The sequence below is a fragment of the Nonomuraea basaltis genome (assembly GCF_005893125.1).
GTDB classification, from domain to species: Bacteria; Actinomycetota; Actinomycetes; order Streptosporangiales; family Streptosporangiaceae; genus Nonomuraea; species Nonomuraea basaltis.
Genome location: NZ_VCJS01000064.1, coordinates 23,721 through 49,546, shown reverse-complemented (window position 1 = coordinate 49,546; position 25,826 = coordinate 23,721). Strand labels below are relative to the sequence as shown.

The 25,826-nt window shown below is 70.7% G+C and carries 28 protein-coding genes; 9 read left to right on the top strand and 19 right to left on the bottom strand.

From position 1 onward, the window contains the following. Nucleotides 1-14: 14 nt before the first annotated feature. Nucleotides 15-410, top strand: coding sequence for an NUDIX hydrolase (locus tag EJK15_RS28285; RefSeq protein ID WP_138713510.1), 396 nt, complete (start codon nt 15-17; stop codon nt 408-410). Here the strand turns inward: EJK15_RS28285 and EJK15_RS28280 are convergent. Beyond that, a complete protein-coding gene (locus EJK15_RS28280; protein ID WP_138713509.1) occupies nt 399-3,275 on the bottom strand; it encodes a DUF6242 domain-containing protein in 2,877 nt (958 codons plus the stop codon). The two genes, EJK15_RS28285 and EJK15_RS28280, sit on opposite strands and share 12 nt — an antisense overlap. 427 nt (nt 3,276-3,702) lie before the next feature. After that, nucleotides 3,703-4,590, bottom strand: a complete 888-nt coding sequence (locus EJK15_RS28275; protein ID WP_171074574.1) for a CPBP family intramembrane glutamic endopeptidase — start codon at nt 4,588-4,590, stop codon at nt 3,703-3,705. A 224-nt stretch (nt 4,591-4,814) separates the two neighbouring features. On the opposite strand from EJK15_RS28275, the gene EJK15_RS28270 reads away from it, so the two are divergent. Both EJK15_RS28270 and EJK15_RS28265 read left to right on the top strand, forming a co-directional pair. Beyond that, nucleotides 4,815-5,507: a hypothetical protein gene (locus EJK15_RS28270; protein WP_138713507.1), complete on the top strand. Its 693-nt coding sequence runs from the start codon at nt 4,815-4,817 to the stop codon at nt 5,505-5,507. Continuing rightward, complete coding sequence (locus EJK15_RS28265) at nt 5,504-6,049, top strand: DUF6529 family protein (protein ID WP_138713506.1); 546 nt, start codon at nt 5,504-5,506, stop codon at nt 6,047-6,049. The genes EJK15_RS28270 and EJK15_RS28265 overlap by 4 nt, the downstream gene beginning before the upstream one ends. Here the strand turns inward: EJK15_RS28265 and EJK15_RS28260 are convergent. Then, the gene (locus EJK15_RS28260) at nt 6,039-6,971 is read right to left on the bottom strand and encodes an HpcH/HpaI aldolase/citrate lyase family protein (RefSeq protein WP_138713505.1); all 933 of its coding nucleotides are present in this window, start codon (nt 6,969-6,971) and stop codon (nt 6,039-6,041) included. The genes EJK15_RS28265 and EJK15_RS28260 overlap by 11 nt on opposite strands. Before the next feature lie 85 nt (nt 6,972-7,056). Beyond that, complete coding sequence (locus EJK15_RS28255) at nt 7,057-8,196, bottom strand: Mrp/NBP35 family ATP-binding protein (protein ID WP_138713504.1); 1,140 nt, start codon at nt 8,194-8,196, stop codon at nt 7,057-7,059. 160 nt (nt 8,197-8,356) lie between these two features. Between EJK15_RS28255 and EJK15_RS28250 the strand changes: the two genes are divergently transcribed. Beyond that, complete coding sequence (locus tag EJK15_RS28250; protein WP_138713503.1) at nt 8,357-8,827, top strand: MarR family winged helix-turn-helix transcriptional regulator; 471 nt, start codon at nt 8,357-8,359, stop codon at nt 8,825-8,827. On the opposite strand, the gene EJK15_RS28245 is transcribed toward EJK15_RS28250, so the two are convergent. Together EJK15_RS28245 and EJK15_RS28240 are read right to left on the bottom strand one after the other, a co-directional pair. Further along, the gene (locus EJK15_RS28245) at nt 8,802-9,278 is read right to left on the bottom strand and encodes a DUF1003 domain-containing protein (protein ID WP_138713502.1); all 477 of its coding nucleotides are present in this window, start codon (nt 9,276-9,278) and stop codon (nt 8,802-8,804) included. The genes EJK15_RS28250 and EJK15_RS28245 overlap by 26 nt on opposite strands. Next, the gene (locus EJK15_RS28240) at nt 9,268-10,476 is read right to left on the bottom strand and encodes a magnesium transporter MgtE N-terminal domain-containing protein (RefSeq protein WP_276615437.1); all 1,209 of its coding nucleotides are present in this window, start codon (nt 10,474-10,476) and stop codon (nt 9,268-9,270) included. The genes EJK15_RS28245 and EJK15_RS28240 overlap by 11 nt, the downstream gene beginning before the upstream one ends. Before the next feature lie 96 nt (nt 10,477-10,572). Between EJK15_RS28240 and EJK15_RS28235 the strand changes: the two genes are divergently transcribed. Next, nucleotides 10,573-11,541, top strand: coding sequence for an EamA family transporter (locus EJK15_RS28235; RefSeq protein WP_138713501.1), 969 nt, complete (start codon nt 10,573-10,575; stop codon nt 11,539-11,541). Here the strand turns inward: EJK15_RS28235 and EJK15_RS28230 are convergent. The 5 genes from EJK15_RS28230 to sigE form a co-directional block, all read right to left on the bottom strand. Further along, the gene (locus EJK15_RS28230; RefSeq protein WP_138713500.1) at nt 11,525-11,893 is read right to left on the bottom strand and encodes a hypothetical protein; all 369 of its coding nucleotides are present in this window, start codon (nt 11,891-11,893) and stop codon (nt 11,525-11,527) included. The genes EJK15_RS28235 and EJK15_RS28230 overlap by 17 nt on opposite strands. A 29-nt stretch (nt 11,894-11,922) precedes the next feature. Then, on the bottom strand, nt 11,923-12,285 hold the full coding sequence (locus EJK15_RS28225) for a sec-independent translocase (RefSeq protein WP_138713499.1): 363 nt from the start codon (nt 12,283-12,285) through the stop codon (nt 11,923-11,925). A 233-nt stretch (nt 12,286-12,518) separates the two neighbouring features. Beyond that, nucleotides 12,519-13,700, bottom strand: coding sequence for a S1C family serine protease (locus EJK15_RS70900; RefSeq protein WP_171074573.1), 1,182 nt, complete (start codon nt 13,698-13,700; stop codon nt 12,519-12,521). Nucleotides 13,701-14,515: 815 nt separating this feature from the next. After that, on the bottom strand, nt 14,516-15,040 hold the full coding sequence (locus EJK15_RS28215) for an anti-sigma factor family protein (protein ID WP_138713497.1): 525 nt from the start codon (nt 15,038-15,040) through the stop codon (nt 14,516-14,518). Between the two features lies 1 nt (nt 15,041). Beyond that, a complete protein-coding gene (sigE, locus tag EJK15_RS28210) occupies nt 15,042-15,674 on the bottom strand; it encodes an RNA polymerase sigma factor SigE (protein WP_138713496.1) in 633 nt (210 codons plus the stop codon). A gap of 171 nt (nt 15,675-15,845) precedes the next feature. On the opposite strand from sigE, the gene EJK15_RS28205 reads away from it, so the two are divergent. After that, complete coding sequence (locus EJK15_RS28205; protein ID WP_138713495.1) at nt 15,846-16,484, top strand: O-methyltransferase; 639 nt, start codon at nt 15,846-15,848, stop codon at nt 16,482-16,484. On the opposite strand, the gene EJK15_RS28200 is transcribed toward EJK15_RS28205, so the two are convergent. Then, nucleotides 16,481-17,890: a leucyl aminopeptidase gene (locus EJK15_RS28200; protein ID WP_138713494.1), complete on the bottom strand. Its 1,410-nt coding sequence runs from the start codon at nt 17,888-17,890 to the stop codon at nt 16,481-16,483. The genes EJK15_RS28205 and EJK15_RS28200 overlap by 4 nt on opposite strands. 80 nt (nt 17,891-17,970) lie before the next feature. Continuing rightward, nucleotides 17,971-18,138: a DUF3117 domain-containing protein gene (locus EJK15_RS28195; protein WP_020545024.1), complete on the bottom strand. Its 168-nt coding sequence runs from the start codon at nt 18,136-18,138 to the stop codon at nt 17,971-17,973. Nucleotides 18,139-18,319: 181 nt separating this feature from the next. On the opposite strand from EJK15_RS28195, the gene EJK15_RS28190 reads away from it, so the two are divergent. Both EJK15_RS28190 and EJK15_RS28185 read left to right on the top strand, forming a co-directional pair. Next, nucleotides 18,320-19,096 (top strand): PaaX family transcriptional regulator, encoded by a 777-nt coding sequence (locus EJK15_RS28190; RefSeq protein ID WP_138713493.1) that lies wholly within the window; start codon nt 18,320-18,322, stop codon nt 19,094-19,096. Continuing rightward, nucleotides 19,093-19,869 (top strand): enoyl-CoA hydratase-related protein, encoded by a 777-nt coding sequence (locus tag EJK15_RS28185; RefSeq protein WP_138713492.1) that lies wholly within the window; start codon nt 19,093-19,095, stop codon nt 19,867-19,869. Before EJK15_RS28190 ends, EJK15_RS28185 begins: the two co-directional genes overlap by 4 nt. 65 nt (nt 19,870-19,934) lie before the next feature. Here EJK15_RS28185 and EJK15_RS28180 read toward each other — a convergent pair whose 3' ends face one another. From EJK15_RS28180 to EJK15_RS28155, 6 genes are all read right to left on the bottom strand, one after another. Continuing rightward, entirely contained in the window at nt 19,935-20,486 is a 552-nt protein-coding gene (locus tag EJK15_RS28180; RefSeq protein ID WP_138713491.1) for a DNA-3-methyladenine glycosylase I, read from the bottom strand. Next, the gene (locus EJK15_RS28175) at nt 20,483-21,322 is read right to left on the bottom strand and encodes a hypothetical protein (RefSeq protein WP_138713490.1); all 840 of its coding nucleotides are present in this window, start codon (nt 21,320-21,322) and stop codon (nt 20,483-20,485) included. The genes EJK15_RS28180 and EJK15_RS28175 overlap by 4 nt, the downstream gene beginning before the upstream one ends. A 58-nt stretch (nt 21,323-21,380) precedes the next feature. Beyond that, entirely contained in the window at nt 21,381-21,965 is a 585-nt protein-coding gene (locus tag EJK15_RS28170) for an LOG family protein (RefSeq protein ID WP_138713489.1), read from the bottom strand. Between the two features lie 11 nt (nt 21,966-21,976). Further along, nucleotides 21,977-22,774: a TIGR00730 family Rossman fold protein gene (locus tag EJK15_RS28165; protein ID WP_138713488.1), complete on the bottom strand. Its 798-nt coding sequence runs from the start codon at nt 22,772-22,774 to the stop codon at nt 21,977-21,979. Nucleotides 22,775-23,013: 239 nt separating this feature from the next. Further along, a complete protein-coding gene (gene dapE, locus EJK15_RS28160) occupies nt 23,014-24,069 on the bottom strand; it encodes a succinyl-diaminopimelate desuccinylase (RefSeq protein ID WP_138713487.1) in 1,056 nt (351 codons plus the stop codon). Beyond that, a complete protein-coding gene (locus EJK15_RS28155; RefSeq protein WP_138713486.1) occupies nt 24,069-24,902 on the bottom strand; it encodes a 2,3,4,5-tetrahydropyridine-2,6-dicarboxylate N-succinyltransferase in 834 nt (277 codons plus the stop codon). Before EJK15_RS28155 ends, dapE begins: the two co-directional genes overlap by 1 nt. A gap of 37 nt (nt 24,903-24,939) precedes the next feature. Here EJK15_RS28155 and EJK15_RS28150 point away from each other — a divergent pair, with 37 nt between their 5' ends. After that, complete coding sequence (locus EJK15_RS28150) at nt 24,940-25,755, top strand: hypothetical protein (protein ID WP_240777266.1); 816 nt, start codon at nt 24,940-24,942, stop codon at nt 25,753-25,755. Nucleotides 25,756-25,826: the final 71 nt, after the last annotated feature.

The following is a 25,826-nucleotide window of genomic DNA, read 5'->3' as shown; positions in this document are numbered from 1 at the left end:
GTAATCTTGGTCACGTGCGCGTAAATTGTGTCGGCGCGATCATCTTCGACGCCTCCGGCAGGATCCTCCTGATCAAGCGGGGCCGCCCGCCGGGCATGGGCCTGTGGTCGATCCCGGGCGGCCGCCTGGAGCCCGGCGAGAGTGACGCCGCCGCCCTGCGGCGCGAGGTCCTGGAGGAGACCGGCCTGCGCGTCGAGGTGGGCCGCCTGGCCGGCACGGTGGACCGACCCGGCCCCGGCGGCGTCACGTACGTGATCCGCGACTACCTGGCCACCGTGGCCGGCGGCGTCCCCGCGGCCGGGGACGACGCCGCCGCCCTGCGCTGGTGCTCGGCGGCCGAGCTGGTACGGCTCCCGCTCTCCGAGGGACTGCTGGAGACGCTGACGAGCTGGGGCGTGCTACCTGCTTGAGGTGAGGCTGGAGGTCCACAGGATGAGGTGGTCGGCGTTGTACGTCGTGGACCGCCCGAGCGCCACGACCTCCGCCCCCGACACGGCCACCGCCGTCAGCCACTGCATCCCCTGCCCCGCCAGGCGATCCTTGGTCAGCGCCATGCGGCTCCACGCCAGGCCGTCCTGCGAGGTCCAGGCCGCGCTGTCGCCCTCGCCGGGCACGCCGTGCCAGCCGACCGCCACCAGGCCCTCCTCCGCCGCGGCCAGGTCGTACACCGCCGCCGCCTGGTCCGCGGGCAGCCAGGCCGTCTGCCACGTCGTGCCGTCGTCGTCGGAGACGGCGGCGAAGGCCCGCCGGGAGCCGTCCGCCAGGGCGGTGCCGATGGCGACCAGCTTGCCCTGATAGGCGGTGATCTGGCGGAGCCCGGCCGACGTGGCGTCCGGCGGGGCGACGCGGTCGCGCGCGCTCCAGTTGACGCCGTCCTCCGAGTACCAGACCACGCTGCTCTCCTGGTCGGCCGTCCCCGAGCCGCCCACCGCCACGAACCCGTCCGCGGTGGCGACCGCGTCGTGGATCCGCACGCCGGTGCCGCTCTGCGGCAGCTTGTCCGACCGGGTGTACTTGCGCAGGTCAGAGGTGAACCACATGGCCGCGCCGGCCGTGCCCGTCTGGTCCCGGTCCTCGCCGGCCAGGACGTAGCCCTTCTTCCCCGCGGTCACCACGCGGGTCTCCAGGTAGGGGTGGTCGGGCCGGCGGGCAAGGTCGCCGGAGACGCTCACCTTCTTCCAGCTCTCGCCGTCGGCTGAGGTCACGAGCAAGGGGTCGGTGACGGACACGTTGGTCTCCGTGCCGCCGACGGCCAGCCAGCCGCGGGCGCCGTGCGCCACGTCCTCCAGCCGCTGCCGGCCCGGGCCGCCGAGGCTCATGGACTTCCAGCTCTGCCAGTCCTTGATCGTCCACAGGCCGGCGTCGCCCGAGGCCGAGCCGACGGCCACGTACCGGCCGGCGAAGCCGGTGACGCCGTTGGTCTCGCGGGCGATCCGGGTCAGGCCCTCGACGTCGCCGAGCGGCACGCGCGAAGCCTGGCCGCGCGGCGACGCCGACATGAGCACGAGCTGGTTGTCCACGTCGGAGGCCGCCTGGTCGCCGCCGGCGAACAGGGTGCCGCCGTCGGAGATCGTGAAGCCGCGCAGCGTCGCGCCCGGCAGGTTGCCGAGGTCGGCCCGCTTGGCCCAGGATCGCCCGTCCGTCGTGGTCAGCACCGAGTACTTGTCGAGGCTGGCCTGCGAGATCGCCGCGACGCCCGACGGATAGGAGATCAGCGACTCCACGCCGACGCTCTCGCCGCTCAGGCCGCCGATGGAGCCGCACTGCGACCACTGCGCCCCGCTCGGGGAGCAGTAGACGCGTACGTCCCCCGAGATCGTCCGCTGCCGCGTCGGCACCAGCACGAACCGCTTGGGCAGCACCGCCAGCGTCCCGGTGCGCGGCATGGCCTCGGGGAGCTGGAAGCCGGTGGCCTGCCAGCTGCGCCCGCCGTCGGCCGATCGGACAACCCGCGAACCCTCGCCTTCCGCGGGGTGCCCGATCGCCACGACGGTGTCGCCCTTGGCGACCACCGCCTTGATCTCCCGTACCTCCAGCTCCCTCGTCTCGACCCGCTCCCACGTCTGGCCGTCGGCGGAGCGCCAGGCCGCGGGGCCGACCGCGCCGTCGTCTCCCGTCGCGCGCCCGACCGCGACGAAGCCCGACGCGGTCCTGGCGATGTCGTGGATCTGGTCACCGGGCCGGAACGCGGCAAGCCCGGACTCCGCCACGGCCTGCCAGCTGAACCCGTCGGTGCTGGTCCACAGGCCGCGCTCGCCCGACTGGCCGTCGCCGCCGCTGGCCAGCCAGCGTCCGTCGCCGCCGACCACCCGCTGGACCGTGGGCGTGGAGGCGCCGTTCACCTGGCCGAGCTGCCAGTTCTTGCCGCCGTCCGGAGAGAACAGGAACAGCGGGCGCGGGGTCGGGCTCGTCGTGTCGCTGCCGACCGCCACCACCGCGCGGCCGACCGAGGTCATGTCGTTGAGCTTCTGGTTGGTGCCGACGCCGGCGGCGGGGACGGTGAACAGCTCGTCTCCCGAGCGGCCGGTGCCCGCCTCCAGGCGCAGGCCCGGGGCCTCGTCGCCGGTCCACTGCCATACGAGCACGCCGGTGGCCACCAGGAGGGCCGCGGCCAGGGTCAGCGCGATCGGGACGGCCCTGGTGTGGCGGCGGGCAGGGCTGGACCTGCGGACGGCAGCGGGGGCGGGGCCTCTGTGGTGGCGGCCGCTCGACCCCTGGGGGCGCGGCGGCCCGGTGGCGACCAGGAGGTCGGGCCTCGTGGGCCGCCCGGCCGGCGGCCGCCCGACCCGCCGAACCTCGGGCTCCTCCGGCTCCTCGAGCTCGTCCGAGGGCTCTTCCCAGCCCGGTGAGATCTCCTGCGACCATTCCGGAGGCTCTTCCCGGCTCAGCGGGACCTCCTGCGACCACCCTGAGGGCTCTTCCCGGCCCTGAGAGAGCTCCTGCGACCATTCCGGGCGCGCTTCCTGGAGCTGTGGGGGCTCCTCGTGCGCGGGAGGCTCCTCGGTGTGCTCCCTGGCGGGAGCCACCAGGCGGTACGGGACCGTACGGGGGTCCCGGCGGGGCGGGGCCTCCGGTTCCCCGGCCGCGGGCTGCTCCGGCTGCGGTCCGGTCGTGGGCGGACCACTGGCCACGAGCTTGTCCGGCCGGTTGACGATCCGGCGGGGACGGCGGCGTGGCTCGGCCTCGGGCTCCGCTGTCGGCGAGCTGTACGGCCTGCGTCCCTTGGGCATCTCCTGCGGCTCGTCGCCCGGGATGGGCGCGGCGAAGGGCGGCATGCCCCACGGGGAGGTCAGGGGTAAGCCTCTGGCCCGATCGTCGGTGGGACCGGGCGGGGAGTGGCTGATCCTGGGCTCTTCAGAAGAGTGCGGTTCCGACGTGCCCTCGGAACGCGGGTCGTCGTCACCCGGCGGTCGCCGTGGCGGTTCGCTGGGGCCGGAGGCCACGCGCCGTACCTCCTAGTCGAACTAGTCGTACGGGAACGGTCTCGATCACGGACCGTTCCAGGAAGCTTTGGTCGCTTTATGCGCTTATTTCGAACGTCTTGTCCTCACCCGACGAAGTATCACATGCGCCAACCCCTACCCCGCCGGACCGAAACGATCACCTCCGGGAGACCTTGCCGTCCCACAGGATCCAGAGCAGCATGATTGGGCCGGAATAGCGAGACCTCTCTAGCGAGATTCCCCGAACCTCGCGCCCGATTTATGCCGAAATAGTGCTTATCGACCGCTTTTTTGCTAGATACAACACGCCGAACGCATACAGCCCGAACTGCACCACGACCCCCGCCAGCGACTGCCAGGAGACCTCGACCGTGCTCTGCCTCATGGCGTCCTGGAGCTCCCCCGCGGCCGCGCTCAGCCCGAAGGCCACCATGTTGTTCATGACGTGCAGCGCGATCGCCGCCTCCAGTCCCCCGGTCCGCACCGCCAGCCACCCCATGACGGCCCCGAAGACGAACACCTCGGCCAGCCCGGCCCACGAATAGCCGTGCAAGGACGCGAACAGCGCGGCGCCGATGAGGATGGACCAGACCGGATTGCGTATGTGCGTCCCGACGGCCTGCAGGAACCAGCCGCGGAAGATGTACTCCTCGGCGGCCGACTGGAACGGCACCAGCAGCACGATCACGATGAGCGCGGGCAGGAAGCTCCCCCACCCGACCCAGCCGATCATGTTGGAGTAATCCTCCCCGGACACCATGAGGGCGAGGAGTTGCACGGTCTGCCCGATCGCCAGCGCCAGGAGGGCCAGCCCGGCACAGCTCGCCAGCCACGACCAGCGCAGCCGCCCGGCCACGGACGAGAGCGTCCCCGGCCTGCGACGCTGCAGGAGCGCCGCCGCGCCGAACACGAACGGGAGCACGGCCGCGATCGCCAGCAACATCACGACCAGCCCGAACACCGGGTCGCCGAAGAGATCGCCAGTGGGATCGAGCTGCGCGGAGATGCCGAGCAGCGTCGCCACCACCGCACCGGCGCCCAGCACCACCGCCGCGACCACGAAGAACGCCGCCGCGACCGCGATCGTGCCGACGATCGCCCGCCACGGCCGGGCGGCCCCGGTCCTGGCCAGATGGTCGAAGCTCACCCCGCGGGGCGTCGGCAGGAACCAGGACCGCGACGGCGGCGCCGGTGGATAGGGATACTGCGGGCCATACGGAAGATGCGGTCCAGGGTTCTCCTGCATCTCTCCATTCTGTCCATTTGATGCGCATTAGTTCACAGACGGATCCCCGTTTTGGGCGGATGCTCTGAGTCGTAGGGGCAGTGAGCTGCCACCTGCAGTCGGCATTTCAACCCTGGGAGCAGTCCATGTCAAGGCTGGGACCTGTCATCACCCTCGCGGCGGGAGCAGTACTCGCCGCGGGGCTCGGTGTAGCCAGCGTCACCGCGACACCGGCGGCCAACACATCAGCCGCCGCAGACAACAACACCGCCGCGGAAGCACCCGCGGTGGAGGAGACCACCGCCCAACCGTCCGCCTCGCCCACGAAGTCCGAGGTGAAGAGGGTGGAGAAGGCGGACTACGCCGGCCGCGTCAAGGGCAACGGCGCCCTCATCGCGATCTCGATCAGAGACGGCAAGGCCATCGGCTACTTCTGTGACGGCCGGACCGAGGCCTGGTTCAAGGGCAGCGAGTCCGCCGGCGAGGTGAATCTGAAGGGCCTTGCCGCCGGCAAGATCACGGCCGCTTTGGGCGGCGGCCAGGCCAAGGGCTGGGTATCCCTCGGCGGCAAGAAGTGGAGCTTCGTCGCGCCGACGGCGGTCAAGCCGTCCGGCCTGTACCGGGCCAGCGCGATCGTCCGAGGCGCCACCTTCAAGGCCGGCTGGATCAGGGTGAAGAACCCGAACGGCGGTTACACCCAGGTCGGCGCCGCCAAAGTGGGCGACGAGCCGGTGGCCATCCCCGAACTGGACGCCGAGCAGCCGACCGCACCCGTGACGGTCGACGGCACCACGGTCTACCCGAAGGACGTCGACGGTTTCATCGAGGAGATGCAATGACCGCCATTCATCACCGACCCTCGCGCAGCCTGACCCCGCTGCTGGTGCCGCTGCTGATCGGCGGCCTGGTGGTCCTCGCGCTCGGCGTCTACGGCCGGGTGCACACGCCCACCGGGTTCGCGGTCGGCGTGGGCGGCTTCTCGGCCGCGCTGCCGATGAAGGTGTGGCTGACGACGGGCGCGTTCGTGCTGGCGATCGTGCAGGTCGTCTCGGCCCTGTCGATGTGGGGCAAGCTCGGGATCAGCATCCCGCCCGCCGTGCACCGCTGGTCGGGACGGCTGGCGTTCCTGCTGACGATCCCGGTCGCCTTCCACTGCCTGTACGCCCTGGGCCTGCAGTACGACGTGCCCCGGGTGCTCGCGCACTCGGTGCTCGGCTGCTTCTTCTACGGCGTGTTCACCGCGAAGATGCTGGCCCTGCCCAAGCGGGACGCGCCCGGCTGGACGCTGCCGGTGCTCGGCGGGCTGGCCTTCACCGCGCTGGTCGGGCTCTGGCTGACCTCGTCGTTCTGGTTCTTCACCGCCATCGGGTTCAAGGTGTGAAGCTCTTCGTACGAGCGAGCCCGGCCGCCCGCCCCTTGGCGGCCACGACGAGCGCCATCTTGCGCGAGGCCTCGTCGATCATCTCGTCGCCCAGCATGACCGCGCCGCGCTTCTCGACGGTGGTGTAGTACTCGTACGCCTCCAAGATGAGCTCGGCGTGGTCATAGTCCTCCTGCGACGGCGAGAACACCTCGTTGGCCGCGTCGACCTGGGAGGGATGCAGCACCCACTTGCCGTCGAACCCGAGCGCCGCCGACCGCCTGGCGGCCCGCTTGAAGCCTTCGATGTCCCTGATCTGCAGGTAGGGCCCGTCGATCACCTGCAGGTCGTGCATCCTTGCCGCCATGAGCAGCCGCATGAGGATGTAGTGGTAGGCGTCGCCCTCGACGTAGCCGGGCGGCTGCTCGCCGACGACGAGCGTGCGCATATTGATCGACGCCATGAAGTCCGCGGGGCCGAACACCAGCGTCTCCAGGCGCTTGGACGACCCGGCGATGGCGTCGGCGTTCACCAGGCCGCGGGCGTTCTCGATCTGCGCCTCGATGCCGATGCGGCCGACGTCGTACCCCATGGTCTTCTCGATCTGAGTGAGCAGGGTGTCGAGCCAGACGACCTCGGTGGGATCCTGCACCTTGGGCAGAATCACGCAGTCGAGGAACTCACCCGCCCCTTCGACGATCTCGATCACGTCCCGGTACGTCCATTGCGTGGTGAGGTCGTTGACCCTGACCACCCGCGTCTTGCCGGACCAGTCGCCCTCGCGCAGCGCGGCGACGACGTTCTTGCGCGCCTCTTCCTTCGCCGACGGCGCGACGGAGTCCTCCAGGTCGAGGAAGACCTCGTCCACGGGCAGGGTCTGGGCCTTCTCGAGGAAGCGGGGGTTGCTGCCGGGCACCGCGAGAACCGAACGACGTGAGCGCATGCGCACACGGTACTAACCGCCCGTGAAGCCCTTCGCCTCGGCCCGTTCACCTCCGGAGGAGGCCCGGAGGTGAACGTCAGCAGGCTCAGCCGCGGGGCGCCAGGCCCAGCTGGAGGCCCTTCAGGCTGGAGGCGCGCTTGCTCAGACCGGCCGCGATCTTCATCAGCTCGGCCGCCGCGGGCGAGTCGGGGTCCGTCAGGACCAGCGGCTTGCCCTCGTCGCCTCCCTCGCGCAGCCGCAGGTCGATCGGGACCTGGCCGAGCATCGGCACGCGGGCGCCCAGCGTGCGGGTCAGCGCGTCGGCGACGATCTGGCCGCCGCCCTCGCCGAACACCGCGATGCGCTCGTCGCAGTGCGGGCAGGGCAGCCACGCCATGTTCTCGATGACGCCGGCGATCTGCTGGTGGGTCTGGGCCGCGATGGACCCGGCCCGCTCGGCCACCTCGGCGGCGGCCATCTGCGGCGTCGTCACGACGAGGAGCTCCGCCGACGGCAGCCGCTGGGCCACGGAGATGGCGATGTCGCCGGTGCCCGGAGGCAGGTCGAGCAGGAGGACGTCGAGGTCGCCCCAGTAGACGTCGGCCAGGAACTGGTGGAGCGCCCGGTCCAGCATCGGACCGCGCCACACCACGGGCGTGTTGCCCTCGGGGGGCTTGAACATGCCGACCGAGATGACCTTGATGTCATGCGCGACCGGCGGCATGATCATGTCCTCGACCTTGGTGGGCCGCTCGGCGGCGCCCAGCATGCGAGGAATGCTGTGGCCGTAGATGTCGGCGTCGACGATGCCGACCTTGAGGCCGTTCGCGGCCATGGCGACGGCCAGGTTGACCGTCACCGACGACTTGCCGACCCCGCCCTTGCCGCTGGCCACCGCGAACACGCGGGTCAGCGAGCCGGGCTGGTTGAACGGGATCTCCTTCTCCGGCCCGCGGTCGCCCCTCAGCTTGGTCTGCAGGGTCTTGCGCTGCTCGGTGCTCATGACGTCGAGCTCGAGCTGGACGCCCGTCACACCTTCGACCTTGGCGACGGCGGCCGTGACATCACGGCGGATGGTGTCCTTCATCGGACATCCGGCCACGGTGAGGTAGACGCCGACGTGCACCGCCCCGTCGGGGGCGATCTGGATGCTCTTGACCATGCCGAGATCAGTGATCGGGCGACGGATCTCGGGGTCGATGACGGTGGCGAGGGCCGCCGTCACCAGTTCCTGGGTTGGTGCCATCGAAGTCTCGGCACGAAGGAGTGCCGGCCCTCCTTTGTCGGTATATGTGTGACAGGCGTAGGACGCCAGTGAGGATGCCCCTCCATCGTATGAACCGGAGGCCTCGCTGGGTTAATCCGTGCTGTTAGATGTCTGTGCAACGACGTCCTAAGGTTACTCCGTGACTCTTCTGCGCGACGAGGGCCTGACCGTCGAGGAACTGGCGGTCTGGCGGATGCTGCAGCGTGCTCAGGTGCGCATCACCCGCCGCCTGGAGGCGGAGCTGCTCGTCGCCCACGACCTGCCGCTGGCCTCGTACGACGTGCTCATGCAGCTGGCCGAGGCGCCCGAGCGGCGGCTGCGCATGAACGACCTCGCGGATCGCGTGCTGCTCTCCCGCAGCGGCCTGACCAGGCTCATCGACCGGCTGCAGCGCGACGGGCTGGTGTCGCGGGAGGCGTGCGCGGATGACGCCCGCGGCCTGTTCGCGGTGCTGACGGAGGCCGGCGGCGCCCGCCTGGCCGAGGCGACGCCCACCTACCTGCGCGGCATCAGGACCCAGTTCCTCGACATGCTGGACGCGGGCGAGATCGGCCAGGTGCGGGCGATGCTCGCCAAGCTCGACGTCAACGGCCCTGGCTCGGCTCCCTGAGCTCCTCCACCAGCCGTCCGAGCTCCGCCCTCAGGTAGTCGCGGGTGGCGACCTCGTTGATGGCCATGCGGAGCTCGGCGATCTCGCGCGTCAGATACTCGATCTCGGCCTGGTTGCGCTCGGCGGTCTCGCGGTCCTGCTCGTACTGGATGCGGTCGCGGTCGACCTGCCTGTTCTGGGCCAGCAGGATCAGCGGCGCCGCGTAGCTGGCCTGCAGCGACAGCATGAGCGTGAGGAAGATGAACGGGTACGGGTCGAACTTGAGGTTCGCGGGCGCGGCCACGTTCCAGGTCACCCAGACCGCGACGAACACGCTCATGTAGACGATGAACCTGGCCGTGCCGAGAAAGCGGGCGATCCGCTCGGAGAGGCGGCCGAACGCTTCGGGATCGTAGTGCGGCCGCAGCGAGCGGCGCAGGTCACGGGGCTGGTCCAGTCGTTCAGAGGTCACGCTCGGCCCCCTCGCGCCAGTCCTCGGGAAGCAGGTGGTCCAGTACGTCGTCGACGGTCACCGCGCCGACGAGCCTGCCGAGCTCGTCCACCACCGGGGCCGCGACGAGGTTGTAGTTCGCCAGGTATGAGGTGACCTCGATCAGCGTGAACTCCGGCCTGATCGGGTCGATCGACGGGTCCAGCACGCCGCCGAGCAGCGTGGACGGCGGCTCGCGCAGCAGGCGCTGGAAGTGCGAGACGCCCAGGTATGTCCCCGTCGGCGTCTCCGTGGGCGGCCGGGTCACGTAGACCTGGGCCGCCACCGCGGGCGTCAGGTCCTGCTGCCTGATGTGCGCGAGCGCCTCGGCCACCGTGGCGGTGGGCGGCAGGATCACCGGCTCGTTGGTCATCACGCCGCCCGCGCTGTCCTCCGGGTACGTCAGCAGCCGCCGCACCGGGGCCGCCTCCCCCGGCTCCATCAGCGCCAGCAGCTCGGCCGCCTGCTCGTCGGGCAGGTCGTGCAGCAGGTCGGCGGCGTCGTCGGGGCCCATCTCCTCCAGGACGTCGGCCGCCCGCTCCGGCTCCAGCGTGCCCAGGATGCCGATCTGGTCGTCGGGTGGCAGCTCCTCCAGCACGTCGGCGAGGCGGTCGTCGTTCAGGGCGCGGGCGATCTCGACGCGCCGCTTGCTCGGCAGCTGGTGCAGGGCGCTGGCCATGTCGGCGGCCCGCATGGACGCGAACGCGGCGATCAGCCCGGCCGCCCCCTGGTCCTTCTGCAGCGTGTCGAACCCGGACACCTCGTTCCAGTCCACGACCCTCGGGTCGCGCCGCCTGCCCTTGTAGACGGCGACCCTGGTGATCTCCCAGCTGGACGGCTTGACCTCCTCCATGGCCACGTCGTAGACGGTCACGGGCTGGTCGTCGAGGCGTACGGACAGGTCGAGCATCTCGCCGACGACCAGCGTCTCGGTGGCGCGCTGCTCGAACCTGCGCATGTTGATGCGGCCGGTGAAGACCACGGAGCCGGCCTCGATGCGGCGTACCCGGGTGATGGGCATGAACACGCGGCGGCGCGGCTGCACCTCCACCACCAGGCCGTGGACGTTGGGCCGGCGGCCGAGGCGCAGGCCGACCACGACGTCCCTGACCCGGCCGATCTGATCCCCCGCCGGGTCGAAGACCGGGGTCCCCGGCAACCGGGCCACGAAGATCTGCACGTGGCCAGGCTAACAGCGCCTTCCCGTTGCGCCCGGGACGCCCGACATGTCAGTATCAAACCTGCTTAACGGTAATTACTACGCAGGTGGTGCGCGATGAGGTATGCGGGACTGGGGCTCGCTTTTGTGTCCTCGTGGTGTTTCGCGTTCTCGGGACCCATGGCGAAATACCTCATCAGCGCCGGGCTGGCGCCGATCGAGGCCGTGTGGACGCGGATGGCGGGCGCAGGGCTGCTGCTGCTCGCCGTGCTGGCCGTGGTCAAGCCACAGGCGCTGCGCATCCCGAGGTCCAGGCTGCCGTTCCTCGGGCTGTACGCGGTCATGGCGGTGGCCGGGGTGCAGTCGCTGTACTTCGTCGCGATCACGCGGCTGCCTGTGGGGATCGCGCTGCTGCTGGAGTTCATGGCTCCGGTGATGGTGGTGGCCTGGGTGCGGATCGTCCGCAAGATCCGGCTCGCGCGAGCCGCCTACGTCGGTGCGGTCGTCGCCGTCGTGGGCCTCGCGATCGTCGTCGAGGCGTGGCAGGGGCTGCGGCTGGACGCGCTCGGCCTGCTGCTGGGGCTGCTGGCCGGGGCGTGCTGCGCCGGATATTTCATCATGAGCGATAGCTTCGGCGACGACGTGGACCCGCTCGGCCTGATCGCCTGGGGCATGGCGGGGGCGGCCGTGGTGCTGGTCCCGTTCGCGCGCCCGTGGAACATCCCCTGGGACGCCTTCACCGTCTCCGCCACGCCGGAGGGCGGGCAGACGCTGCCGGTGCTGGGGGCGTACCTGTGGATGGTGCTGGTCGCCACCGCGATCGCGTACATCCTGGGCGTCAACGCCGTGCGGCGGCTGTCGGCCGCGGTGGGCGCCACAGTCGCGTCCCTTGAGGTCATCGGCGGCGCGGTGGTGGCGTGGGCGCTGGTCGGCGAGACGCTCGGCGTCTTCCAGATCTTGGGCGGCCTGATCGTCCTGTCCGGCGCCTTCCTCGCCCAGACCGCCACCGCCTCCGCCCAGCCGGCACCCGAGGTGGCGCTCGACGAGCCCGTCCCGGGGCCGAGCGAGGTCAGCGCTCGGGGGTGAGCCGCAGGACGGTGGACTCGCGGGCCCAGCGCTCGGTCAGGTGCTCGCTGTCGCGGGCGTTGAGCCGCTCCTTGGCCAGCACCGCCACGGCATCGGCCGCCGCGGCCTGGTCGACGACGGAGACCGCCGCGTCGAACTCCACCAGCCTGGCCCCGTTGTCCTTGCTGCGCAGCGTCACGTGGACCCGGTCGAGGGCGTCGAGCCCCGGCAGCTCCTGCTCCTCGCCGCCGGTCACCAGGTAGATCCCACCGTCGTGCCAGGCGTGCCAGGCCAGACGGGGACGGTCAAGGGTGAGCCAGAGGATGCCGGACTTCTTGGCGCCCTCCTCGATGGCCGCGGTGTTGTCGCTCACACCTCAGAACTGTAGTACTCGGGGCCTCGTCAGGTCGCTTCCGAGTCGTAGGGCGGGAGCTCGCCGTAGCCCAGCTCGTCCACCGGGTCGGACGCGTAGGGGGCCGTCGTGGCCGGCTCCAGCTCGCGGGGCTTGTCGTTCCAGTCGTTCTCGATGTCGTCCAAGAGGTGCTTGCGGACGAAGTTCTTCGGGTTGAGGTCGGCCGGGTCGAAGTTCTGGAACTCCGGGCCCAGACCGGCGCGAAGGTCGTCTCGCGCGTTGTTCGCCATCCGGCGCAGGTTGCGAAGTGTCTTGCCGGCCTGCGCGGCGGCCTGAGGCAGTTTTTCGGGACCGAAGACGAGCAGCGCGATGACGATCAGCGCTCCGATCTCCATCCACCCGAGTCCGAACACCGTGAGCTCCTACCGCAGTCCAACGCCTCCGAGGACAACCCCGGCCTATCCACAGACTAAGGGCTCCGGGGCGTAGGTCGGTCGCTCCCCTACCGATACCACCCACCGCCCCAATCCCGAAGCCCCCGCCAAGCACACACCCCTCGGCGCACAGACCGGCACCGCCTCCTTGGCCTGGATCGCGGACACCGCGCTTGGACAACTCCGGCCTCAAATGCCCTTGATAAAGATGATCAAGACGGCGACGGCGACGGCTCATCATCGGCAACAACCACCAGCGTGGCGGTGCGTTGCTGGCCGGCGCGTTCGTACTTGATGGTGATCTTGGCACCCGGCGCCTTGCTCCGGATGAGCGCGATCAGCTCGTTCCCATCCTGCAGCGTCAGCCCATCGATCTCCAGGATCACATCACCCGCCTTGAGCCCCGCCTTGTCGGCAGGCCCGTTGGCGTCCACCGGCTGCCGCCCCCCGGCGGGCGCGGACGCGATCTTCACGCCCTGCCCGCGGTACTCCTTGTCCAGCGTGATGCCGATCTTCGGCCGCTTGGCCCGCCCCGTGCTGATCAGGTCCTCGGCCACCCGCCGCGTCTGGTTGACCGGGATCGCGAAGCCCAGGCCGATGCTGCCGCTCTGGCCGGTCACCGACCGGCTGAGGGTGGCGATCGCCGAGTTCACGCCGACGACCTCGCCCTTGCTGTTCACCAGCGGCCCGCCCGAGTTGCCCGGGTTGATCGCGGCGTCCGTCTGGATGGCGCTGATGTACGCCGGTTCCTCGGTGCTGGTGCCGGTGTCGTCGCCGGCGATGACCGGGCGGTTGAGCGAGCTGACGATGCCCGTCGTCACCGTGCCGGTCAGGCCCAGCGGGGAGCCGATGGCGATGACGGGGTCGCCGACCACGACCTGGTCGGAGTTGCCGAGGATGATCTCCGGGGTGCCGAACGTCTCCTCCGGCTTGACCACGGCCAGGTCGGAGCCCGGGTCGCGGCCGACGATGCGGCCCGAGGTGGTCTTCCGGTTGTTGAACATGATCCGGATCTCGCCGCCGCCCTGCGCGGCCAGGGAGACCACGTGGTTGTTGGTGACCACGTAGCCGTTCTTGATCAGGAAGCCGGAGCCGGACGCGCCCTCAGTGCTGGAGCCGTTGCCGACCTCGAGAGACACCACGCTGGGCAGCACCCGGGAGGCCACGCCGGCCACCGAGTCTGGCGCCCGGTTGATGGCGCCCGACGGCAACGGGCCGAGGCTGTATGACGGGTCGTTGGCGTCGCTGCTCGGCTTGGTGAGCAGGTAGGTGCCGAAGCTGCCCAGCGTCGACGCCACCAGGGCGATCGCCACGGCGATCGCGACCAGGACGCCGGTGCCGGGTCCGCGCCGCGGCGTCCCGCCGGGAGGTGGCGGCGCCCAGCTGGCGCCCATGCCGAGCGCCTGGCGCGGAGGAGGCGGCGGCGGGGTCCCGCCGCCGAACGGCGGGCTCTCATAGGACCGCGTCCCGCTGTCCGGCCCCCCATACGAGGGACCGCTGTCGGGAGGTCCATAGGACGGGCTCTCAAACGAACGAGTGCCGCTGTCCGGAGAGCCGAACGACGGCCCCTCATACGGACGAGCACCGCCGTCCGGAGAGCCGGACCACGAGCCCTCATATGAGTGAGCACCGCTGTCCGGAGAGCCGAAGGACGGCCCCTCATACGGACGAGCACCACTGTCCGGGAGGCCGAAGGACGGGCTCTCATACGGACGGGGGCCGCCGGGCGCGCCGAACGACGGAGGGCCGTACGACGCCCCGCTCTGGGGCGGGTTGTCGGCGGAGGCGGAGTAGGAAGGGGCACCGTAGGAAGGGCCACTCTGGGGGGAGCCGTCGTGCGAGCGATTCTCGTACGGCGGCGCGCCGGAAACCTCTGGGCGCCCCGACGGGTCACCCCATGAGCTGCCGAACGAGGCGGGCGGCTCCGGCCGCCTGCCCGGCTGTTCGGCGGGGTTGTCCGCGGGCAGGAAGTTCGGCCGCCCCTGTGGCTCGGGGTAGTCCGACGGCGTGCGTCCTTCAGTGGGGCGCGTCTCGTCGGTCATCTAAGTCTCACCACTCCTTGGCTCGGCCACCGCAATCCTCGCGCTTGCGGCATACGAGGGTCATAAAGCATTTGTCATGAATCGCTTGTGACAAATCCCGAACCCAGATCGTATGCCCCTGGCGTCATGGACTACGCCAACCCGAGCATCCCAGGCATATCCGGGCATCAAGGTGTGGCGATCGAGGGCACGTTGTTTGTCGGCGACTCCTGGACCCTCCAGAGCTCGACGGGCGGCGTGTTCGAGCTCTGCCCGGCGCCCGACACGGCGAAGAACGTCCCGAGCGCCACGGCGGCGGAAACGACGCTCACCGCGACGTATGTCGTGCGCCGCCTACCACCCCGCCCAGGGCCCGAGACCCCGCCAGGGGCGTCCCGGCGCGGGCGGTTGTCCAGGGGGGCGATGCTGTGCGGCCCAGGGATGGGCACTCCCCCGAACGTACGCGCGGGGAAAGGGCGCTCCCTCGGCGGCAGTGGCCCTCCCGGCTCCGCCATCCGGAGCAGGGACATCGTCAGGTCGGCGGGCATCACCGGGGTGTCGAGCGAGCGCAGGCGCGACTTCAGCGCCCGCATCGACTCGACCTCGTGCCGGCAGTCGGCACAGAACGTCAGATGTGCCAGCGCGCGCTCGCGTTCGTGGTGGTTGAGCTCCCCGTCGACGAGTGCGGAAACACGTTCTCCAAGATGAGCCATATCAGACTTCCTCCCCACGGATCACGGTCGGGGGGAGTTGAGAATTACGGGGGGCCCGATGATCGAGCGCCTCCCGCAACTGCGCCCGGCCACGGTGAATACGGCTTCGGACCGTACCCAGCTTGACGCCGAGCGTGGCCGCGATCTCCTCATAGGACAGACCCTCGATGTCGCACAGCACGATCGCGGCCCGGAACTCAGGTGCGAGTGCGTCGAGGGCGGCCTGGATGTCGGGCTCGAGGTGCGCGTCGTCGAACGCCTGCGCCGGAGACGGCTCCCGGCCGCGCAGCCGCTCGGCGGCGTCGTCGGCCAGCCCCTCGAACCTGATGCGCTGCTTGCGCCGCGCCATGTCGAGGAACAGGTTGGTCGTGATTCGGTGCAGCCACCCCTCGAACGTGCCGGGGGTGTAGCTCGACAGCGACCTGAAGACTCGGACGAAGACCTCCTGTGTGAGGTCCTCGGCATCGTGAACGTTGCCGGTCAGCCGGTACGCAAGCCGATACACACGTGCGGAATGCGTCCGCACCACTTCCTCCCACGTGGGAGGAGTCCAGTCAGACGACACGGGAGCATCCGTCTGGTGGTCACTTTCGTCCACCAGAACTCCTCTCTCTGGGACCACCGCTATCGCCATAGTGCCTGGTTTCGTCCCTTCGTGCGCACTGCCTGCCCTCCGGACCGGCAAAGCCCGTTTAAACCTGCAACGCCTCGGGGGCCTCCTGAGTTCCCGTCCCGGCGTGTCTCCCCTAGGCTGCGATCGGTGCCAATCACGCGGCAATAGCACGAAAGTGGGGGGAGGAGGCCGATGACCAGTCCGGTGGAGGCCACTCTGGCCTATGCGGAGCAGTTCCATCAGGAGGATGAGATCCTGCACGCGGCGCGTCAGCGCGGGCTGGAGATGGGGGCCATGCCCATCCTTCCCGGCGGCGGGGCGGCGTTGTGCTTCCTCGCCACCGCTGTCACCGCCAAGTCGGTCGTCGAGATCGGCACGGGGTGCGGCGTCTCGGGTCTGTGGCTGCTGCGCGGCATGCGTGCCGACGGCACGCTGACGAGCGTCGACGTCGAGCCCGAGCACCAGCGGCTGGCCAGGCAGGCCTTCGCGGAGGCGGGGTTCTCCGGCGGCCGGGTGCGGCTCATCTCGGGACGGGCGCTCGACGTGCTGCCGCGGCTGTCGGACGGCGGCTACGACATGGTGTTCGCCGACGGCGCGAAGCAGGAATACGCCGACTACCTGTCCGAGGCGGTCCGCCTGCTGCGCGTGGGCGGCATCGTGGCCTTCGACAACGTGTTGTGGCACAACCGGGTGGCCGACCCCGCGCAGCGCGACCCGGACACGGTGGCGCTGCGCGAGCTGGGCAAGCTGGTGCAGTCGGACGACCGACTGCGCTCGGTGCTCATGCCGCTCGGCGACGGCCTGCTCGCCGCCGTCAAGATCGCAGACTAGGAGCGGGTGAGCCACTCCAGAAGGACACGGACGCCGAACCCCGTCGCGCCCTTGCTGAGCGTCCCCTCGTCCACCGTGCTGCGCCCGACCCCGGCGATGTCGAGGTGCGCCCACGGCCGCCGCCCCGCGAACTCCCGCAGGAACAGCGCCGCCGTGATCGACCCCGCGCCGAACTTGGACCCGATCTCGACGTTGGCGAGGTCGGCGATCGACGACTCCAGCGCGGGCGTGTAGTCCTCTATCAGCGGCATCCGCCACAGCCGGTCGTCGCCGGCCTCTCCCGCGTCCAGGAGCTGCTTGGCCAGCACGTCGTCGGAGGCGTAGACGGCGCCCACGCTGCGGCCGAGCGCCACGCTGATCGCCCCGGTGAGCGTGGCGATGTCCACGACCACGTCCGGGTCGAGCACGGCGTCGGCGTAGGCGAGCGCGTCGGCCAGCACGAGCCGGCCCTCGGCGTCGGTGTTGAGCACCTCGACCGTGCGCCCGCCGTAGTGCTTGATGACGTCGCTCGGGCGCTGGGCCGTGCCCGAGGGCATGTTCTCGGCGGCGGCGACCAGCCCGGTGACCCGTACGGGCGCGCCCAGCGCGGCCAGCACGCCGAGCACGGCGATCACGACGGCCCCGCCCGCCATGTCGGTCTTCTGGGTCTTCATGTTGTCGGTCGGCTTGAGTGACAACCCGCCCGAGTCGAACGTGATCCCCTTGCCCACCAGCACCACGTGCCGGCCGGTCGGTTCGGCGGGAGTGTAGGAGAGCTGGATGAGCCGGGGCGGGCTGGCCGAGCCGCGGCCGACGGCCAGGATGCCGCCGAACCCATCGGCCTGCAGCTGCTCCTCGTCCCAGATCCGCACGGGCACCCCGGACTCGGCGGCCCGCTCGGCGAGCCAGGCGGGGTTCTTGACGGAGGCGGGCGTGTTGGACAAGTCCCTGGCCAGCGCCACCGCCTGGGCCACGGTCTGCGCGCGCCGCACCTGCGCCTCGTCGGACCCGGCGAACGCCAGCGCCCGCACGGACTGCTGGCCCGCGTTCCCGATCTTGAACGAGTACGCCGCCAGCAGCGCCGCCTCGGCGAACGCGGCAATGTCGCCCTCGGGCGGCACCACGGTCAGCGTGTCCCTGCCCTTGGCCCGGCGGGTGAGCGCGGCGCCGGCCTTGCGCAGGGCGCGCGGCGAGCCGTCGCCCACGCCGTACAGCAGCACGCGGCCCACGCCGCCGGCCCGCGCCACCGGCACCTCGACGATCTCCCCCGCCTCTCCCTTGGCCTCGTAGTGGGCCAGCAGGTCGCCCACCGGCAGGTGCAGGTCGACCGCGTGCGCGGGGATGAGGTCGGAGGCGTAGGGGACGGCCAGGAACTCGGCGTCGTCGGGAACCTCGGCGACCACCGATGCAGTGGTCTCTATCGGCACGGAAGATCTCTCCTCAAACGTCAGCGACCCTGGCGCCGGACTACGCCAGGGTCGTGGATCAGGTGGTCTTTCGGGAGCGCTCAGCCGACGACGTTCTTCAACGCCTCACCGAGCGCCTTTGCCTCGTCGGCGGAGATCTCCACGACGAGCCGGCCGCCACCCTCCAGGGGGACCCGCATGACAATGCCGCGCCCTTCCTTGGTGACCTCGAGCGGACCATCGCCGGTCCGCGGCTTCATCGCCGCCATGCGTGCATCCCTTCCTGCCTTGGGCTCCCGCGGCCCGCGATTTCCGACCGCCCGTGGGGGGTGGTCGGCGCATTCACGTCTTCAGTGATGTCCCATTCTCCCGCATCGAGAGCGCTCATGGGTAACGATCTCCTCCCAGAATGCGTTGTCGCGGCGTGCGATGACGTCCAGACTGGACTGCGTGCACGCTCGCGCCGCTCTGTTCGACCTCTACGGAGACCACCTGCGTTCGCGCGGTGGGCAGGCGTCCGTCGCCGCGCTCGTACGGCTCATGAAACCCCTGGAAATAGCCGCTCCCGCTGTACGGACGGCGGTGTCGCGCATGGTGCGGCAGGGATGGCTGCGACCGATCAGGCTTCCCCAGGGAGCCGGGTACGCGGTGACGCCGAAGTGCGTCAGGCGGCTGGACGAGGCGGCGCTGAGAATTTACCGAGCCGGAACCCTCACCTGGCACGGAAGGTGGCACCTGATCGTTCTGGAGCCGGTCAAGGAGCGGCCGCGCAGGGAGCGGCTGCGGGCCGACCTGACGTTCCTCGGCTACGCGGCGCTGTCGGAGACGACGTGGATCGGTCCGCGCTCGTCGGTCGAGCTCGACAACCTGCTCGAGGGCGAGGGCGTGCGGGCCGACAGGTTCGACTCGGTGCTCGAGGGCGACCCGTGCGAGCTGGTCGCGCGGGCGTGGGATCTGACGGCCATCGGCGAGGCGTACGAGCACTGGCACGCCGAGGCTGTCACGCTGATCAGCACGCTGCCCGAGGCGGCGCCGGACGATCAGGTCTTCGCCACCAGGAGCAGGCTCGTGCACGGATGGCGCAACTTCCTGTTCCGCGACCCGGGCCTGCCGCCTGAGCTGCTGCCCGCCGGCTGGCCCGGCGAGAAGGCCAGGGCCTACTTCGAGCAGGAGGCCGCCCGGCTGCTGCCCGCAGCCGCCGCGTTCGTCGACAGGGAGTTGTTGTGATCCGCTATGACGTGGCCGACGCCGTCGCCACCATCACGCTCGACCGCCCAGACGCCATGAACTCGCTGACCGCCGAGCTCAAGGGCGCCCTCCTCGACGCGCTGCGGCGCGCCGCGGGCGATCGCGCGATCAGGGCCGTCCTGCTCACCGGCTCCGGCCGGGCCTTCTGCGCGGGCCAGGACCTACGTGAGCACGCCGGCAACCTGGACGCGGGCCGTGGCCTGGCCGGCACCGTCCGCGCGCACTACAACCCCATCGTGGAGCTGCTCACGACCATGGAGAAGCCGGTGGTGGCCGCGGTCAACGGCGTCGCCGCCGGAGCGGGCGCGTCCCTGGCGTTCGCCTGCGACCTGCGGGTGGCCTCGGAGAAGGCCAAGTTCGCGCTGGCGTTCGCCGGCATCGGCCTGGCGCCCGACTCGGGTGCGTCGTGGACACTGCAGCGCCTGGTGGGGCGGGGCCGCGCCACCGAGCTGATGCTGCTGGGCGAGCCGCTCGACGCGGCACGGGCGCTGGAGCTGGGGCTGGTCACGCGCGTGGTCCCCGCCGACGACGTGTTGAAGACGGCCCACGAGCTGGCGGTACGCCTCGCGCAGGGCCCCACCGTGGCCTACGCGGCGACCAAGCGGGCGCTGGCCTACTCGGCGACGCATTCGCTGCCCGACTCGCTGGCCATGGAGGCCGATCTCCAGGACTTCTGCGTCGCCACCCGGGACCACCTGAACGCCACCCAGGCCTTCCTCGCCAAAGAACGCCCCACCTTCAACGCCGAGTGAGCACTACGCCCGCATCGGGGCACGCCGGCGCCCGCGTCACTCGGGCGTACCCCATGCGGCCGAGCTCAGCGTGTACGCGCCACGCAGCCCTCGATATGGTCGTTGACCAGGCCGATGGCCTGCATCAGCGCGTAGGCCGTGGTCGGGCCGACGAACTTGAAGCCGTGCTTCTTCAGCTCTTTGGCCAGCGCCTTGGAGCCCGGGGTGATCGCGGGCACGTCGGCCATCGTCTTCGGCACGGGCGCGCCGGGCTCGGCGAAGCTCCACACCAGCTCGGACAGCCCGTCCGGGAGGTCGAGCGCGACCCTGGCGTTGTCGATGGCCGCCTCGACCTTGGCCCGGTTGCGGACGATGCCCGCGTCGCCGAGCAGCCGCTCCACGTCCCGCTCGGTGTACGCGGCCACCTTGGGGATGGAGAAGCCGTCGAAGGCGGCGCGGAAGTTCTCCCGCTTGCGCAGGATCGTCAGCCACGACAGGCCCGATTGGAACGCCTCCAGTGCTACCCGCTCGAAGACCTCGTCGTCGCCCTTGAGCGGGCGGCCCCATTCCTCGTCGTGGTAGGTGATGTACGTAGGGTCCGTCATGCCCGCCCAGGCGCAGCGGATCGGCTCGGTCACGGGCGCCCGTCCCCGTCCTTGCCCAGCAAGGCGCGGACGGGCTGCTCCCGCTCGTCGCCGGGCGGCTGCTCGTCCGTTTTGTCGGGCTCGTCGCCGGACTTCAGCTCGTCAGCCGCATCGCCCGGCTTGTCGTCGCCCTCGCCCGGCTCGTCGCCGTTCTGGAGCTCGTCGCCGTCCTCGCGCGCGCCAGCGTCCTTGAGCGCGTCGCCGTCCTCCAGGGCGTCGCCGTCCTCCAGGGCATCAGCGGCCTCGCGCGCGTCCGCCTCATCGGCAGGCGCGTCCGGCCGGTCGGCGGGCTCTTCAGCGGGCGGGGCCGCGCCGTCGCCCGCGGGCAGCCGCCACTCCGGCTCCTCCGGCGAGCGCCGCAGCTCCGCGGTCCCGTCCCAGGACACCGCGCCGCTCGCCGACACGGGGTCGCCCGACTCGGACAGTCTCCTGGCGGCGGCCGGGGCCTCGGGCGAGTGGTCGGTACGCAGGCCGCCGCCCGGCGCCGCGTAGACCTCCTGGCGCGCGTGCAACCGGCTCGACAGCAGCTCCGAGACCCGCTGCTCCAGCACGGCGATCCGGGTGTCGCGCGCGCTGATCGCGCCGGCGGCCCGGCGCAGCGTCTCGTCGACGCTCGCCGTGTGGTAGCCGACCAGGTTGACCGGCAGCTGCAGCGCCATGAAGTCGACCGCCGAGAGCTGACCCGGCTCGGGCAGATCGAGAGGCGGCACATCCGGCGGGAACTCGGTCAGCTCACCGCCCCTACCAAGAGAGACCAAGACCACGCAGGCCAAGATGGCGATCGCGGCGATGGCGAGTATGACCAGCACATTGGCATCGTACTCACCCATCGGGGCATCAGGTCCGCACTTGCCTCAGCCGGTGCGTCTCCGGGCGGCAAGCCCCTGGTCAGCCGGTGGACTCGCCGAGTTCGGCGACACTGGGCCGGACCGGGTGGGGGCGGGACTCGAGGTGGGCGAACGCCTCGTCCACCGTGGCGGTCCAGGAGATGGCGTCGAAGACGTTGGCCCGGGTGAAGCCCTCGTCGTACATGGTGGTGATCAGTTTCCTGAGCGGGTCGTACAGACCCCAGGGGTCGAGGATCACCAGGGGGCGGTCGTGGATGCCGAGCACCCGGGCGGTCCAGATCTCGAACAGCTCCTCCAGCGTGCCGATGCCGCCGGGCAGCACGAGGAACGCGTCGGAGCGGGCGTCCATGAGGCCCTTGCGCTCGCGCATGTCCGCGGTGACGATCAGCTCGTCCGACTCCTCGTCCGCCACCTCGATGTCCACCAGGACCTGTGGGATCACGCCGATCGTGCGCCCGCCGGCCGCACGGGTGGCGGAGGTGACGGCACCCATGCAGGAGACCGTGGCGCCGCCGCTCACCAGGGTGTGGCCCCGCTTGGCGAGCTCGGTGCCCACGTGTCCGGCCAACTCGATGTATTTCTTGTCGATGTGCAGGCTAGAGGCGCAGAAGACGCAGATGTTCACAACGTGAAAGCCTATTGGGGCTCCGCGTGCAGGGCGGCGGCGGCCTCCATCTCCTCCTCGCGCTGCTTGGAGCGGGCCAGGTCGGCGTCCACGATGATGTGCACGGCCTCGTCCACGTCGTCGGTGACGTTGATCAGGTCGAGGTCCTGCTCCGCGATCTTGCCGGTGCTCAGCAGCGTGCCCTTGATCCAGTCCAGCAGCCCGCCCCAGAACTCGGTGCCCACCAGCACCACGGGGAAGGACGTGACCTTGTGGGTCTGCACCAGTGTCAGGGCCTCGAACAGCTCGTCGAGCGTGCCGAAGCCGCCGGGCAGGGCGATGAAGCCGCACGAATACTTCACGAACATCGTCTTGCGTACGAAGAAGTAGCGGAACTCGATGCCGAGGTCGACGTAGTCGTTCATGCGCTGCTCGAAGGGCAGCTCGATGCCGAGCCCGACCGAGACCGCGCCCTCGACCTCTCGCGCGCCCCGGTTGGCCGACTCCATGACACCGGGCCCGCCGCCCGTGATCACGGCGTAGCCGGCCTCGGCCAGCGCCCGGCCGAGGGCCTGGCCGATCCGGTAGTCGGACGTGTCCGCGGGGGTGCGGGCCGAGCCGAAGACCGTGACCGCCGGCGGCAGCTCGGCCAGCTGGCCGAACCCCTCGACGAACTCGGCCTGGATGCGCAGCACGCGCCACGGGTCCATGTGCACCCAGTCGGAGGGGCCCTGGCGGGCGAGGAGGCGCTGGTCGTGGGTGGAGGTGGGGACGAGGTTGCCGCGGACGACGGCCTGACCCTGGCGGCGTTCTCGACGTATCTGTTCCATGCGGATCACGCTAGTCCCTCTCGTACGCGGCCGATTCCACGCCCGCGCCCCTACCCGCGCGGGTGGCCAGACTGCCCCCTGAGGATGAAACCCCTGGTAAGTCGGGCAGAACAACCGCCTAAAAAATCTTGAAAAAACCAGGGAACCGAATTTCGACTTCCCCGCGTCTAATCGGCGAGGGTGCTGCTCGGGACTGAAAGTGGTCTTCCCCGCCAAATGGCCGGCGAGGAAGGCCACTTTCATTTGGTGAGCCAGTCGAGCAGGGCCCGCTCGCTCTCGACGATCTTCGACAGCGACACGTACTCCCCCTGCTGGTGCGCGAGGTTCGGATCCCCCGGCCCGTAGTTCACCGCCGGCACGCCCAGCGCGGAGAAGCGGGCGACGTCCGTCCACCCCAGCTTGGCCCGCGGCGTGCCCCCGACGGCCGCGGTGAACGCCGCCGCCACCGGATGCGTCAGCCCCGGCCTGGCCCCGGCGGCCGCGTCGACGAAGCTCACCGCGAAGCCGTCGAACACCTCCCGTACGTGCTCCTGCGCCTGCTCGATCGACAGGTCGGGCGCGAAGCGGTAGTTGACCGTCACCACGCACAGGTCGGGGATGACGTTGCCGGCCACGCCGCCCAGCACGCCGACCGCGTTCAGGCCCTCGTGGTATTCGAGCCCGTCGACCACCGGCCGGCGCGGCTCGTAGGCTTTCAGCCTGGCCAGCACCGGCTCGATCCCGTGAATGGCGTTGACCCCGAACCACGACCTGGCGCTGTGCGCCCGCTTGCCCGTCACGGTGACCTCGGCGCGCAGCGTGCCCTGGCAGCCGCCCTCGATCACGCCGTCGGTCGGCTCCATCAGCACCGCGAAGTCGGCCAGCAGCCAGTCGGCGTGGTCCCTGGCCACCCGGGTGAGGCCGTTGCGCTCGGCCTCGACCTCCTCGCAGTCGTAGAAGACGTATGTCACGTCCTTGTTCGGGGCGGGCACGGTGGCCGCCAGCTTGAGCGCGACCGCCACGCCGGCCTTCATGTCGGACGTGCCGCACCCGTACAGCAGGTCGCCGTCCACGCGGCTGGGCAGGTTCGCGGCGACGGGGACGGTGTCGAGGTGCCCGGCGATCAGCACACGCTCGGAGTGCCCCAGGTCGGTGCGGGCGACGACGGTCTCGCCGGATCTGTCGATCTTCAGGTGCGGCAGCGCGGACAGCGCCCGCTCGACGGCGTCGGCCAGCACCTGCTCGCCGCCGCTCACCGACTCGATGTCCACGATCGCGGCGGTCAGCGCGCGCACGTCCTGCGTCAGGTCCAGCATCAGGTGTTCACTCCGTGTTCTCGCAGCACCTCGTTGAGCGCGGCCTTGTCGTGCCGCTGCCCCGGCGCCAGCCTCTTGATCACCAGCACGCACGGCAGCCCGAACGCGCCTCCGGGATAGTCCTTCTGCCGGGTGCCGCCGACGGCCACGCACCAGTCGGGGATCCGGCCGCGGGCCAGCTCCTCGCCCGTCTGGACGTCGATCACCGGGATCGTGCCGGACAGGATCGTGCCGGCGCCGACGACCGCGCCCTGGCCCACCCTGGCGCCCTCGACGATCATCGCCCGGCTGCCGATGAGCGCCTCGTCCTCGACGACGACCGGAACAGCGTTGGGCGGCTCCAGCACGCCGCCGATCCCGACGCCGCCCGACAAATGCACGTTTCTCCCGATCTGGGCACAGGAGCCGACGGTGGCCCAGGTGTCGACCATCGTCCCGGCGTCCACGTACGCGCCGATGTTCGTGAACGACGGCATCAGCACCACCCCGGGCGCGAGATAGGAGCCCCAGCGGGCGATCGCGCCCGGCACCACGCGTACCCCGTCGAAGGAGCTCTTCAGCGGCACCCTGTCGTGGTGGTGGAAGTCGCCCACCTGGGAGCGCGCCATGCCGAGCACCTTGAAGGCGAGCAGGATGGCCCGCTTGGCGCGCTCGTCCACCACCACTTCGCCGCCCACCAGGCGGGCCGCTCTGGCCTCACCCTGGTCGAGCAGGTCGACCGCGCCGACGACCAGGTGGCGCGCCTCGGCGTCGGCCGGCGACAGCTCCGCGCGGCGCACCCACAGCTCGTCTATGGCCGGGGCTATCGCGGAGGAGGTGCTCACGTCACTCATGGCCACGGAGCTTATCCGGCCGGGTAGGTTTTTCAGGGTGCACGTGCGCTTCTCCCGTGGAGTCATCACCATCGCGATCATCGTCGTCGTGCTCGCCGTGGGCATTTCTGTGGGCCTGTACCACCTGCTGAAGAAGGCGCCAGAGCTGGCGATTCCCGAGGCGAGCTGCACTGTGCGCACGCCGGGCGGCGAGCGTGACCTCGATCCCGAGCAGGCGCAGATCTCGGCCACCATCGCCGCCGTCGCGGCGCGGCGCAAGCTGCCCGAGCGGGCCGTGGTGATCGCGTACGCGACCGCGATCCAGGAGTCGAAGCTCCTCAACCTCGACCACGGCGACCGCGACTCGGTGGGCGTGTTCCAGCAGCGGGAGTCGCAGGGCTGGGGCACCAAGAAGCAGCTCATGGACCCGGTCTACGCCACGAACAAGTTCTTCTCGGCGCTGGTCAAGGTGAAGAACTACCGCAAGATCCCGCTGGCGGAGGCGGCCCAGGCGGTGCAGCGCTCGGCGGGCGGCTACGCGTACGCGCCGCACGAGGAGGATGCCAAGGTCCTCGCCGCCGCGTTCACCGGGCGCGTGCCGCAGGCCGTGCACTGCTGGTATCCGACGACCAAGACGCCCGCGTCGCGGCCCAAGACCGCGGAGGCGCGCAAGCAGCTCGCCAGGGCGCTCGGCAGCACGGCGATCACCACGAAGAAGCGCGGGTGGCTGGTCGCCGCGTGGTCGGTGGCCCATGCCGAGAAGTACGCGCTGAGCCGCGTCCGCTTCAGCGGCGCCACCTGGTCCAACGACATCGAGGTCGAGGGCTGGCAGGCGGGCGAGGCGTCGGGCGCCACCCAGGTCGAGCTGTCCTGACGCCCACGCGCACGCGTGTCGCAATTGCGCGCCCGTGCGAGCTGCGCTGGTTCGCAGGGGCGGGGCGGCGT

Coding starts and splice junctions, on each gene's coding strand:
- EJK15_RS28280 (WP_138713509.1), bottom strand. CDS start 3,275: ATGCCGCCCTTCGCCGCGCCCATCCCGGGCGACGAGCCGCAGGAGATG.
- EJK15_RS28270 (WP_138713507.1), top strand. CDS start 4,815: ATGTCAAGGCTGGGACCTGTCATCACCCTCGCGGCGGGAGCAGTACTC.
- EJK15_RS28265 (WP_138713506.1), top strand. CDS start 5,504: ATGACCGCCATTCATCACCGACCCTCGCGCAGCCTGACCCCGCTGCTG.
- EJK15_RS28260 (WP_138713505.1), bottom strand. CDS start 6,971: ATGCGCTCACGTCGTTCGGTTCTCGCGGTGCCCGGCAGCAACCCCCGC.
- EJK15_RS28255 (WP_138713504.1), bottom strand. CDS start 8,196: ATGGCACCAACCCAGGAACTGGTGACGGCGGCCCTCGCCACCGTCATC.
- EJK15_RS28235 (WP_138713501.1), top strand. CDS start 10,573: ATGAGGTATGCGGGACTGGGGCTCGCTTTTGTGTCCTCGTGGTGTTTC.
- EJK15_RS70900 (WP_171074573.1), bottom strand. CDS start 13,700: ATGGGCGCCAGCTGGGCGCCGCCACCTCCCGGCGGGACGCCGCGGCGC.
- EJK15_RS28215 (WP_138713497.1), bottom strand. CDS start 15,040: ATGGCTCATCTTGGAGAACGTGTTTCCGCACTCGTCGACGGGGAGCTC.
- sigE (WP_138713496.1), bottom strand. CDS start 15,674: ATGGCGATAGCGGTGGTCCCAGAGAGAGGAGTTCTGGTGGACGAAAGT.
- EJK15_RS28205 (WP_138713495.1), top strand. CDS start 15,846: ATGACCAGTCCGGTGGAGGCCACTCTGGCCTATGCGGAGCAGTTCCAT.
- EJK15_RS28195 (WP_020545024.1), bottom strand. CDS start 18,138: ATGGCGGCGATGAAGCCGCGGACCGGCGATGGTCCGCTCGAGGTCACC.
- EJK15_RS28175 (WP_138713490.1), bottom strand. CDS start 21,322: ATGGGTGAGTACGATGCCAATGTGCTGGTCATACTCGCCATCGCCGCG.
- EJK15_RS28165 (WP_138713488.1), bottom strand. CDS start 22,774: ATGGAACAGATACGTCGAGAACGCCGCCAGGGTCAGGCCGTCGTCCGC.
- dapE (WP_138713487.1), bottom strand. CDS start 24,069: ATGCTGGACCTGACGCAGGACGTGCGCGCGCTGACCGCCGCGATCGTG.
- EJK15_RS28155 (WP_138713486.1), bottom strand. CDS start 24,902: ATGAGTGACGTGAGCACCTCCTCCGCGATAGCCCCGGCCATAGACGAG.